The sequence below is a fragment of the Desulfobacterales bacterium genome, from assembly GCA_030066985.1.
Taxonomy (GTDB): Bacteria; Desulfobacterota; Desulfobacteria; order Desulfobacterales; family JAHEIW01; genus JAHEIW01.
Map to the genome: position 1 here is coordinate 141,895 of JASJAN010000006.1, position 12,025 is coordinate 153,919.

8 protein-coding genes are annotated in these 12,025 nt (G+C 49.9%); all 8 read left to right on the forward strand.

The features are described from left to right. Positions 1 to 196 precede the first annotated feature (196 nt). The 8 genes from QNJ26_05190 to QNJ26_05225 all read left to right on the forward strand — a co-directional run bounded on the left by QNJ26_05190 (position 197) and on the right by QNJ26_05225 (position 11,645). Positions 197 to 2,545 (forward strand): FAD-dependent oxidoreductase, encoded by a 2,349-nt coding sequence (locus tag QNJ26_05190; GenBank protein MDJ0984919.1) that lies wholly within the window; start codon positions 197 to 199, stop codon positions 2,543 to 2,545. 239 nt (positions 2,546 to 2,784) lie between these two features. Then, entirely contained in the window at positions 2,785 to 3,918 is a 1,134-nt protein-coding gene (carA, locus tag QNJ26_05195; protein ID MDJ0984920.1) for a glutamine-hydrolyzing carbamoyl-phosphate synthase small subunit, read from the forward strand. 233 nt (positions 3,919 to 4,151) lie between these two features. Beyond that, positions 4,152 to 7,391: a carbamoyl-phosphate synthase large subunit gene (carB, locus tag QNJ26_05200; protein ID MDJ0984921.1), complete on the forward strand. Its 3,240-nt coding sequence runs from the start codon at positions 4,152 to 4,154 to the stop codon at positions 7,389 to 7,391. Between the two features lie 35 nt (positions 7,392 to 7,426). Continuing rightward, positions 7,427 to 7,789: a four helix bundle protein gene (locus QNJ26_05205; GenBank protein MDJ0984922.1), complete on the forward strand. Its 363-nt coding sequence runs from the start codon at positions 7,427 to 7,429 to the stop codon at positions 7,787 to 7,789. Next, complete coding sequence (gene purF / locus QNJ26_05210; GenBank protein MDJ0984923.1) at positions 7,779 to 9,233, forward strand: amidophosphoribosyltransferase; 1,455 nt, start codon at positions 7,779 to 7,781, stop codon at positions 9,231 to 9,233. The genes QNJ26_05205 and purF overlap by 11 nt, the downstream gene beginning before the upstream one ends. A gap of 348 nt (positions 9,234 to 9,581) precedes the next feature. After that, positions 9,582 to 10,091, forward strand: a complete 510-nt coding sequence (locus QNJ26_05215) for a cyclic nucleotide-binding domain-containing protein (protein MDJ0984924.1) — start codon at positions 9,582 to 9,584, stop codon at positions 10,089 to 10,091. Next, complete coding sequence (locus QNJ26_05220) at positions 10,088 to 11,095, forward strand: radical SAM protein (protein MDJ0984925.1); 1,008 nt, start codon at positions 10,088 to 10,090, stop codon at positions 11,093 to 11,095. The genes QNJ26_05215 and QNJ26_05220 overlap by 4 nt, the downstream gene beginning before the upstream one ends. Before the next feature lie 268 nt (positions 11,096 to 11,363). Beyond that, positions 11,364 to 11,645 carry an ArsR family transcriptional regulator gene (locus QNJ26_05225; protein MDJ0984926.1) on the forward strand — a complete coding sequence of 94 codons (282 nt, stop codon included), beginning with the start codon at positions 11,364 to 11,366 and terminating at the stop codon, positions 11,643 to 11,645. The last annotated feature ends 380 nt before the right edge of the window (positions 11,646 to 12,025 follow it).

The window sequence follows — 12,025 nt, forward strand, 5'->3', positions numbered from 1 at the left end:
AGTTGGCGAAGCTTATGGCTAACTGAGCGTTAGGCTTTATATCATCAACAAGACTAAAACCACGTAATTCAAAGTGAGCTAAAGTGACTAGAGGGACTAAAGTGATTCTAAGTTCAAATCGAATCTTTACCTTATTGAAATTTTAGGCATTTTAGGCACTTCCAACTTTAGGCACTATTCATTTTGGAGACCTCAAATGGATAACCAACAGGTTGATAAAAACAAAACGCCGCGAGTCATCGTAGGAAATCTCGGTGGTAAGCGGTTGGAATCCAGGCTTCTGGAAGAACAGATACAGGATGCAGTATCGCAGGGCCAACGCTCACTTGAAATTCAAGCCTTTGGGCAGCACGGGATCGGCGGCCGGCTCTGGCGTGTGGGTGCGGATGCCGTTCAAATCAAAATATCCGGCCATCCTGGACAGCGGGTGGGATCCATGGGTTTTCCCAACACCTTTATCGAAGTGTTGGGGCCGGCATCAGATGATGTGGGCTGGTTAAATGCCGGGGCCGAGATTGTCGTGCATGGAAATGCGGGCAATGGATGTGCCAATGCCATGGCCCAGGGCAGAATTTCCATTGCCGGCAATATTGGCGCCCGTGGCATGACAATGACCAAGCATAATCCGCGGTTTGCACCTCCCGAGCTCTGGGTGCTGGGTGCGGCCGGCGATTATTTCGGAGAATTTATGGCTGGCGGTATCGCAGTGATTTGCGGGCATGAGGCCCAGAACCCGGAAAATATACTGGGCTATAGACCTTTTGTCGGAATGGTCGGCGGCAAAGTGTTCTTCCGCGGCCCCCATACCGGGTACAGTCAGACCGATGCCAAGCTGATTCCAATCGGCGATGAGGACTGGAGCTGGTTGGCTGAGAACCTGAAGCTCTTTTTACAACGGATCGATCGCAGCGAGCTGTTGAAGGCGTTTAGCGACAGAGACCAGTGGCAACTTTTGGTGGCCCGCAGTGCCCAGGAAAAAGTATCCAGCCCGATGCGATCCATGTCATCTTTTCGATCGGATGTTTGGGATAAAGAGCTGGGTCAAGGCGGTTTAATCGGTGATTTGACCCAGCTGGATCGCTCCCCGATTGCGTTGATCACCAACAGTTTTATGCGACGATTTGTTCCGGTCTGGGAAAACCGCAAATACGCAGCCCCCTGTGAAGCCACCTGTCCGACCGGTATTCCCGTGCAGGAAAGATGGCGCTTAATACGTGAAGGGCGCGTGGATGAAGCTGTCGATCTGGCCCTGGGCTATACGCCTTTTCCGGCATCGGTCTGCGGTTATTTGTGTCCCAACCTGTGTATGCAATCCTGTACGCGACAGATTTCAGCCCTGGCACCGGTGGATGTTACCCAGCTGGGCCAGGCTAGCCTCAAAGCTGAATTGCCCGATCTTCCACAGGAAAGCGATAAGAAAATTGCGGTCATCGGCGGTGGGCCGGCCGGTATATCCGTTGCCTGGCAATTGCGTCAGGCCGGGCACCAGGTCACGATTTATGAGGTGGCCAAAAAGCTGGGCGGAAAAATAACACGCCAGATTCCCGCAAGCCGTATTCCCAAAAAGGTGATCGGCGAAGAAATGCGGCGGATCGAAAAAGTGATTCCCAGGATCAATCTGCAGCAGCCGCTGGGTGCAGAAGATATAACTCAGCTCAAAGAAGATTTTGACTTTGTTGTCATTGCCACCGGCGCTCAAAAACCCAGGCGACTGCCAATACCTGGCCATGAAAGAGCAGTTACCGCATTTGATTTCTTGGAAGCTGCCAAAGTCGACAAGGCCAAAGTGGGCAAACAGGCCGTCATAATCGGTGCCGGCAATGTGGGGTGCGATGCAGCCGCTGAGGCTCACCGCCTGGGAGCCCGCAAAATTACGCTGCTGGATATCCAGGAGCCGCTGTCTTTCGGAAAAGAAAGGCAAGCTGCCGAGGCTGTCGGCGCTGAATTCAAGTGGCCGGTTGTTACCGAGGAAATTACGGCAACCGCTGTCAAGCTGAACACGGGAGAAGAATTGCCGGCCGATACGGTTATCGTTTCGATTGGAGACATCCCGGATTTGACGTTTATTCCCAAAAGCGTGCAAACTGAAAACGACTTTGTTAAAGTCAATGACAATTACCAGACATCCGACATGCAGATCTTTGCCATCGGCGATGTGGTTCGTCCGGGTTTGCTGACCGAAGCCATTGGTGCGGGGCGCATCGTTGCTAGCACAATTTGTGACATTTTAGAGGGCAAACGACCGGCGTTTGAAAAGCGCACCATGATCGATCGCCAGCGGGTAACCCTTGAATATTTTGATCCCCGCATTACCGAATTTGCCGATTTGGATCATTGCGGTGCGCAATGCTCATCCTGCGGTGCCTGCCGGGACTGCGGCATCTGCGTAGCGGTTTGCCCCCAGGCAGCTATCAGCCGCAAAGCGCTCGAAAAAAACGGCTATGAATACGTCGTGGATGAAAATCTGTGTATCGGCTGCGGCTTCTGTGCCGGCGCTTGTCCTTGCGGGGTGTGGGATTTAATCGAAAACACCCCCATCGAATAGGTTACCAATCCCTAAATGGCTCTTTTTCCGATGAGCTGTGTTCTCCGCGGATTTCAACCTGCAACGTATTTCAAGTACGCTGCAGGCTAAAATTCTTGTGCGGCCTGGCTCATCGAAAGAACCCCTCATTTATGGATTGGAAACAATTTCAAGATATGCTTTAATTACAATTTAACAATTTCGCTTGGTCGAATACGAAACACCAAACACTAAATACCAAACACGAAACACCAATATTTATGGATGCATTACTAGCGCTTGAGGATGGCCGCACATTTGCCTGCCGCTCCTTTACCGGTCCCGGGGAAGCAAGCGGTGAAGTCGTATTTAACACCAGCATGACCGGCTACCAGGAGATCCTCACCGACCCCTCTTACAGCGGGCAAATGGTGGTCATGACCTATCCGCTGATTGGAAATTACGGGGTCAACCCCGATGATATTGAATCCGACCGCATACAGGTCGCTGCTTTTATCATTAAAGAGTATCAAGCCTATCCCAGCAATTATCGCTTAACGGCAAGTTTGGCGGATTATCTTATCGACCAGGGCATCATGGGAATTGAAGGTTTGGACACACGGGCCATTACGCGGCATATTCGCAATGCCGGTGCCATGCGTGCCGTAATCTCAACAGATGTGCTTACACCGGCTACTTTAGTGGAAAAAGCAAATGACATACCCCAGATGACGGGGTTAAATCTGGCAAAAGAGGTGACCACCCCGCAGCCCTATTACTGGGATAACGGTCTTCCGCAACATTTCGATCTCAACCAGCACCCGCTGGATCAGACGGCCTGGCAGCATCACGGGTCGAAACGTTCGGTGGTAGCATTTGATTTTGGAATCAAATTCAATATATTGCGACAACTTGAGCAGGCCGGTTTTGAGCTGATCGTGGTGCCATCTTCGACAACTGCTGAAACGATTCAAGCCATGGCGCCCGATGGCATTTTTCTGTCAAACGGTCCGGGAGATCCCGAGCCGGTTGGCGACGCCATCAAAACCATCCGATCACTATTGGATTATCGACCCATTTTTGGCATTTGTCTCGGCCACCAGCTCCTTGGGCTGGCCATAGGCGGGTCTACTTTTAAGTTGAAATTCGGTCATCGGGGTGCTAATCAACCGGTCAAAAATTTCCGAACAGGGAAGGTCGAAATTACATCCCAGAACCATGGATTTGCCGTTGATACCGAATCACTCCAGGAAAATGATGTTGAAATTACCCATATAAATCTCAATGATAACACCCTGGAGGGTTTTCGGCACCGCAAATATCCGGTCTTCTCGGTGCAATACCATCCTGAAGCATCTCCAGGTCCGCACGATGCACGTTATCTTTTTGATGAGTTCAAGGAACTGATGCGTTAGCAAGTGGCCTCTGGCCACTGGCGTCAGTGTTTCCGCCGAAGGCGGATCAGGTGTCAGCAGACAAAAGGCGAACATCAGAACATAACAAAAGCGCTGCTATCGCAAGGTTGATGAGATCTAAAGGTCCGCTACTGGTCATCGAAGGCCTGACACCTGAAACCTTTTGCTTGCCAATGACTAAAAGGAAATAGAAGTAGCCCGTACATAAAAACCTGTAAAACCGAAAACAGGAAATGCCCAAACGAACAGACATTCATCGGATTTTAATCATCGGTGCCGGACCGATCATCATTAGCCAGGCATGTGAATTTGATTATTCCGGGACCCAGGCCTGCAAGGCCCTCAAAGAGGAGGGCTTTGAAGTCATTTTGGTCAACTCCAATCCCGCCACTATTATGACCGACCCGGAAACGGCTGATCGAACCTATATCGAACCGGTCACGCCCGAAGCGGTGTCCCTGATCGTTGAGCGGGAAAAGCCGGATGCATTGCTGCCGACCCTTGGCGGCCAGACCGGTTTGAACACGGCCATCGAAGTTGCCCAGAGGGGGGTTCTGGAAAAATTCGGCGTTGAAATGATCGGTGCCTCCACGCCGGCCATCAAAAAAGCCGAAGACCGTGATCTTTTTCGCAAGGCGATGACCAACATTGGATTGCGAATACCCAAGAGTGGAATTGCTGAAAACATGGACGCGGTCCGCAAAATTGCCGATCAGATCGGATTTCCTATTATTGTGCGCCCCAGTTTCACCCTCGGCGGCACCGGCGGCGGTGTGGCCTATAATGGCGATGATCTTTTCCAGCTTTCAAGGGCCGGCTTGGATGCCAGCCTGATCGGTCAGGTGATGCTCGAAGAATCGGTGATGGGCTGGAAAGAATATGAACTGGAGGTCATGCGCGACAAACAGGACAATGTGGTCATTGTCTGTTCGATTGAGAACGTGGATCCGATGGGGATCCACACCGGCGACAGCATCACGGTGGCCCCGGCCCAGACCCTCAGTGACAAGGAATACCAGATGATGCGCAACGGGGCCATTGCCATCATGCGTGAGATCGGGGTCGACACCGGCGGTTCAAACGTTCAGTTTGCCATTAATCCCGAAGATGGTGAGATGGTGGTAATTGAAATGAACCCCAGGGTGTCGCGCAGCTCTGCGCTGGCATCCAAGGCCACCGGTTTTCCGATTGCCAAGATTGCCGCCAAGCTGGCGGTGGGCTATACGCTGGATGAAATCGCCAACGACATTACCGGTGAAACCCTGGCCTCTTTTGAACCCACCCTGGACTACTGTGTGGTCAAAGTGCCGCGCTGGACATTTGAAAAATTTCCCGAAACACCGGATTTTCTGACCACATCCATGAAATCGGTCGGCGAAACCATGGCCATCGGCAGGACCTTTAAAGAAGCCCTGCAAAAGGGGTTGCGCTCTCTTGAAATCGGCCGTTACGGTCTGGGAGCGGATGGCAAAGGCCCGGCCCGGGAAGCGGACGACAAAAACTGGCTGCCATCCCAATCTGAAATCCAGCAAAAACTAACCTCACCCAACTCGCAACGCATATTTTATCTGCGCTATGCCCTTTTAATGGGGATTCCGGTGCGCACGATTTATAGAATGACCGGGATCGACCCCTGGTTTATTCATCAGCTGGCACAGATTGTTGACCTGGAGCAGCAAATTCAAACCGCCGGTTCGGCGCTGTCGGATGTGCTGCTAAAGCAGGCCAAAGAGTGGGGCTTTTCAGACGTTCAGCTGGCACACCTGATGGGTCTTACCGAATCAGACATTAAAAAAAGGCGCACCGATCTGAATTTGAGACCGGTTTACAAACTGGTGGACACCTGTGCGGCCGAATTCAAAGCAGCCACTCCCTATTATTACTCTACCTATGAGTTGGAAAACGAGGCCCGGGTTTCGGATCGCAAAAAGGTCATGATTCTCGGTGGCGGCCCCAACCGCATCGGTCAGGGAATTGAATTTGACTATTGCTGCGTACATGCATCTTTTGCGCTACGCGAAGAAGGTGTCGAAAGCATTATGGTCAACAGCAATCCCGAGACCGTCAGCACCGATTATGATACGTCCGACAAATTGTACTTTGAACCCCTGACCCAGGAAGACGTGCTCCACATCGTGGAAAGCGAAAGCCCAATGGGGGTTATTGTTCAATTTGGCGGTCAGACGCCGCTGAATCTGTCGGTGGGGTTGCATGCTGCCGGGGTTCCGATCCTGGGAACGCAGCCCGACAGCATCGATCGTGCCGAAGACCGCAAGCTGTTTCAGGCCATGCTCAACAAACTTGGTTTGATACAACCGGCCAACGGTACGGCGCTAAACGTTGATGATGCCTTGAAGGTGGCTGAAACCATCGGTTATCCGGTGGTGGTGCGCCCCTCCTATGTGCTCGGCGGGCGAGCCATGAAAATTGTCTACGATCGGGCCGGACTTGAAAATTTTACCCGTCTGGCGATATTAGCCTCACCGGGTTACCCGGTACTGATTGATAAATTTGTCGAAGATGCGTTTGAATTCGATGTGGATGCCATATCAGACGGGCAGACGACTATTATCGGCGGCATCATGGAGCATATCGAGGAAGCCGGCGTGCATTCCGGTGACTCGGCCTGTGTGCTGCCGCCGGTTAATATTAAGCCGCAGTTCCTCGACCAGATCACCCAGGCCACCAAAGCCATGGCCAGCGAACTAAAAGTAGTGGGTCTGATGAATGTCCAATACGCCCTGAAAGATGATCAGCTGTATGTGTTGGAAGTCAACCCAAGGGCATCCCGCACGATCCCGTTTGTCAGTAAGGCCACCGGTGTGCCCCTGGCCAAATTGGCGACCAAAGTAATGCTGGGTCGCTCTTTAGCGGATCTGGGATTGACCTCTGAAATCGTTCCCGCGCACCTGTCGGTTAAAGAGGCTGTGCTGCCTTTTGATCGCTTTCCGGATGTGGATATTCTACTGGGTCCGGAAATGAAATCCACCGGGGAGGTCATGGGAATCGGTTTGGATTTCGGATCTGCTTATGCCAAAGCGCAGCTGGGTGCCGGCCAGAATTTGCCGACCAGCGGCACGGTATTTATCAGCGTGATCGACGCTGACAAAAAAACCGTATTGCCTGTGGCCGCCAAATATCGGGATGCCGGATTTGATATTATGGCCACCCATGGAACATCTCAATTTTTGGTTGATCACGGGATTCCCAATAAGGCCGTCAACAAAGTATCCGTCGGCCGCCCGCATGTGGTGGATGCCATCAAAAATTCAGAGATCCAGCTGATCATCAATACCTCCGTCGGCGGTGAAACCCGGCGGGACGGCTATACTATCCGGCGCAATGCCCTGCGCTATAAAATCCCATATGCCACCACCACCGCCGGTGGCATGGCGATCTTCAGGGCCATTGAAACACTGCGCCAAAAGAAAATGGCTGTCAAAACGATCCAGGAATATAATAGTGAAACTTGAAACTCGATACTCGAAACTTGAAATTGGGGCTATCGATGAAAGAAATATATGATCTGGATGTATATAATTTGGCTGAGACACTTTCAGATTTAATATGGTACGCATTTGACGAATGGTCTGAAAAAGTTAAAAAAACGATTGGGTACCAGATTATTAAATCAGCAGATAGTATTGCAGCCAATCTTGCTGAGGGGTATGGGCGATATATGCCTGCTGAAAGAAAGCGGTTTTATTACTATTCAAGAGGCTCTTTTGAAAAAACAAAGGCGTGGCTGCGAAAACTCATTCGAAGGAAAGTCATATCCGGTAAAACTATTGAAGAATACTCAGGAATTATAGATGAATTGGGCCCTAAGCTGAATGCTTTTATCAGGAGCACTAAAATAAATGACAGTTGAAGAAACATCTAGTTTCAAATTTCAAGTTTCAAGTTTCAGCGATGACAAGCCCCGGGAGGCTTGCGGTATATTTGGTATCTATGAACATCCGGAAGCTGCGGCGCTGACCTACTTTGGCCTCTATGCCTTGCAGCACCGGGGCCAGGAAAGTGCCGGCATCGCTGTTGCCAAAGACATGCAGATTTCCGAGCATAAAGGCATGGGCCTGGTATCTGATGTCTTCGACATGGACCACCTGGCGCATTTGGATGGTGGCAGTGCCGTGGGCCACGTGCGCTATTCAACCACCGGCAGTTCTATTTTGACCAACGCCCAGCCTTTTCGGGTGCGGCATCGCAAAAAATCCTATGCAGTGGCCCACAACGGCAATTTTACCAATGCGCATTTGCTCAAAAACGAACTCGAAGCCGCTGGTTCCATTTTTCAATCCACTATGGACAGTGAAATCTTTTTGCACCTTTTTGTTAAAAACCTGAAGTCCGGATTTGAACAGGCATTGGTTGAAACCGTCTCGCGGCTTGAGGGCGCCTATTCCATTATTATGCTGACCAGCAAAGGCGAGGTGATCGGAATAAAAGATCCTCACGGGTTTCGCCCGCTGTGTCTGGGTAAACTTAACGGTAATTATGTTCTGGCATCTGAAACCTGCGCCTTTGATCTGGTTGAAGCTGAATATATCCGTGAAATCGAACCCGGTGAAATCGTCATCATCGGCGAAGACGGCATCAAGAGCATTCAGCAGCCGACCCCGCCCAATCGGGCGTTTTGCATCTTCGAGTTTATCTACTTTGCACGGCCGGACAGCACCATATACGGTCAAAACGTCTATTCAACCCGCAAGGCGCACGGGCGCTGTCTGGCCCGGGAGGCGCCGGTGGACGCGGATTTGGTGATGCCATTTCCTGATTCCGGGACCTATGCGGCCTTGGGGTATTCGGAAGAATCCGGCATTCCTTTTGAGATGGGAATGATCCGTAATCACTATGTCGGCCGAACTTTTATCCAGCCTACCCAGAGTATGCGGGATTTCGGCGTGCGCATTAAGCTCAATCCGGTAAAGGCGCTTCTCAAGGGCAAAAATCTGATCATTATTGAAGATTCCATTATCAGAGGCACCACGATTAAAACTCGGGTAAAATCGTTGCGGAAGTTAGGCGTGCGGCAGGTGCACATGCGGGTGGCCGGACCGCCGCACCGTTTTCCTTGTCATTACGGTATCGATTTTTCAACCCGCGGGGAACTCATCGCAGCCCGAAAATCGGTTGACGAACTCAAAGATTATCTGGGTCTTGATTCGCTTCACTACCTGAGCATCGAGGGCCTGTTAAACTCCACCGGTTTTGAAAATCCTAAACAGCATTTTTGCAGAGCCTGCTTCGATGGGTGCTATCCGGTCAGTTTCGATGAAATGGTATCAAAGCATTGTCTGGAGACAGGTGGTTAGTCGACCAATCAACAGGTTTCATAGAATTAAACAACTTCATTCAATGGGCCTTAATAAGTAATAGGTTTCGGGTGTCAGGGCGCTGGATGTCACTTTATAATCCGGAATTTCACCGGAACATATTCTACTCATAGGCTTTGAGGCAAAAGGTTAGGCCCTTCGGGCCAAAGACTGACACCTAATGTACTTTAATCAGAAGTCCGCCAAAGGTAACAGTCTGAACGGCTAAATAGAAAATACATAGTTATTACAAATAATTAGAAATTCCTCCTTGCCCTTTCAGGGGGGGCGGTATAAAATAATAGAGTTAAGCCCATTTTAACATCGCCCGCCCGGCTGGAGGAGTGCATGCTTGAATCTCGCTACCTGAAGGATAATATTGAAAATATCCAAAAACTGCTGGCCATCCCGGCCCTCAGAAATTTTGAAACCAAAAGCCTGGGAAAACTGCTGCGACTCAGCAAAATCCGTGAATATGAAGATGGTGAGCGAATTATCAAAGAAGGCGATCGGGATCCCTGGCTCTATTTTTTGCTGTCCGGCAAAATCAAGATCACCAAGGAAGGGCTTGAAATCGGCAGCATGGATAAAAAGGGTGAAATCTTTGGTGAAATGCGAGTTATCGATAGCATGAACCGCTCGGCGTCGGTATATGCCGTCGGCAAAACGGTCTGTCTGGCCGTTGACACATCCGCCAAGAAAAGATTATCGCTCAGCAGCAGCTCGGATGAGAAGCTGGACTTTTTGCTGTTACTTTACCGCATTTTTGCAGAATTTATGTCCATCCGTTTGCGTGCCACAAATGAAGAGCTGATTATGGCCAAAAAGAAAGTCAAAAGACTGATACAACAATTATGAGTGTTAGAAAAACTGTCGCCTTTACGAAAGATTCCGCCAATCTTTTTTTTCATATTCTCACCGATTGCAACCTTAACTGCCGGCACTGCTACATCAACCCTGAACAGCACGGCAAGAACCGTGTGCCTCTAAAATCCATCAAAGCCTGGCTGGATGTATTTTCCGATGGCGGCCCAGCCCCCAATCTTATTTTTTTGGGTGGTGAACCGACCCTGCATCCGGATCTGGCCGCCGCCGTTAAATATGCGCGCACCCGGGGTTTTGCTTCCATTACCATTGATACCAACGGATTTCTGTTTCACGATATCCTCGCCAAGGTTAGCCCGCAGGAGGTCGATTTTTTCAGCTTCAGCCTGGATGGTGCCACCCGCCAAACCAACGATGCGCTGCGGGGTAAAGGATCTTATGACGCCTGCATCAACGGCATCCAAAAGACGGTCTCTGCCGGTTTTGCTACCAGCCTGATTTATACCGTCAGCCGGGCCAATATTTCTGAATTGGAATCGATGCCGGCACTGTTAAGTGATCTGGGAATCGACCGCTTTTTTATTCAGGTTATCGGGTTGCGCGGCAAGGCCACCCAATCAGGTCAAACAGGCACTTTGCAGATGTCGCGATCTGAATGGCTGCAAACGATTCCGCCCCTGGCTCAAAAGGTTGCCGCGGGGGGGATTGCGGTCAGTTACCCCAAAGTCTACCTGGATCCTGAAGAACCATTCGAATGCGCCGGTCGCGTGGCACAAAATTATTTCATCTTCCCCAACGGTCGGGTCTATCAATGCCCATTGTGTGAAGATCTGCCAATTCACAGCCTGGAATTAAAAGACAATCGATTGGTCCCCACCCCCAAGCTCAACGAAAGCCATTTGTTTGAACTGAACATCCCGGAGGGCTGCGTGATGAACAAACTGATTCAGCCTGACAATATCAGCTATACGGTCGGTGGTGTGCCGGAATATCAGATTGGGTGTTGCCTCTTAAAGGAGGAGTTAATAGCACAATAGGTAGTAGAAGCTTGTTAGCTGTCAATGAGGCTTTTGGGATATATTTATTCTTTAGGTGTCAGGTGTCAGGCCTACGGTGGCCGGTTTTGAATCCTTGCAACTCAGTAGCAATGACGATCGCATGTTTTCATTGTTTTCTGATTTCTGTCTTATGTTCCCTGACACCTGACACCTGACACCTGACACCTGAACACTAAAAAAGTTGCATGACCCCCAATCTTTGACAGCATATATATGAGATTGTAGTAGTCAAAATGATTGAACGAACATGCCCACCATACGTCAGAAAATAATCGCGCTCTTATGTGAGGAGGAGTTGAGTGCCCGGGAGATTTCAGCGGAAGTGGGAATCGCTGAAAAAGAAGTGGCTGAACACTTGGCGCATATTGCCCGTTCTGTCTCGTCAAGGGGTCAGCAGGTCGTCATCACACCGGCCACATGTCTGGTATGCGGCTATGAATTTGAGAATCGTAGGCGCTTCACGCGCCCCGGGCGCTGCCCGCAGTGCAAAAAATCTCATCTTCAAAGCCCGCGATTTCGTATCTGTTAAATTACTTGCAACTACACCCAGCTGCGTTGCCATTGAGTATTAGAATCAAATTCTTCTGTGCTCGGTATAGCAAATTAAAATAAAATTTTGCTTTGGAATAAATCCAGATATCCTCAAGCATATAAACAATTGGCGGTCACAATATATAGTGTCTGCCATATTTTAGTGATTAATCAATGCAGCAAAGATTAGAATTGCCAAATCAAAGTTTTTCACGAGTATCAGAAGAATAGCATCATAGCCGAAATCTAAAAATCAGCTATTTTTCACATTGCGTTAACCAATCTTAAAATATGGGATAAAAACTGGAGTCTCCCAGGTGACTAAATTATCAAAAGACGTACCCAATATTCCCGTAAAGTGTTTTAGGTTATGTGGAG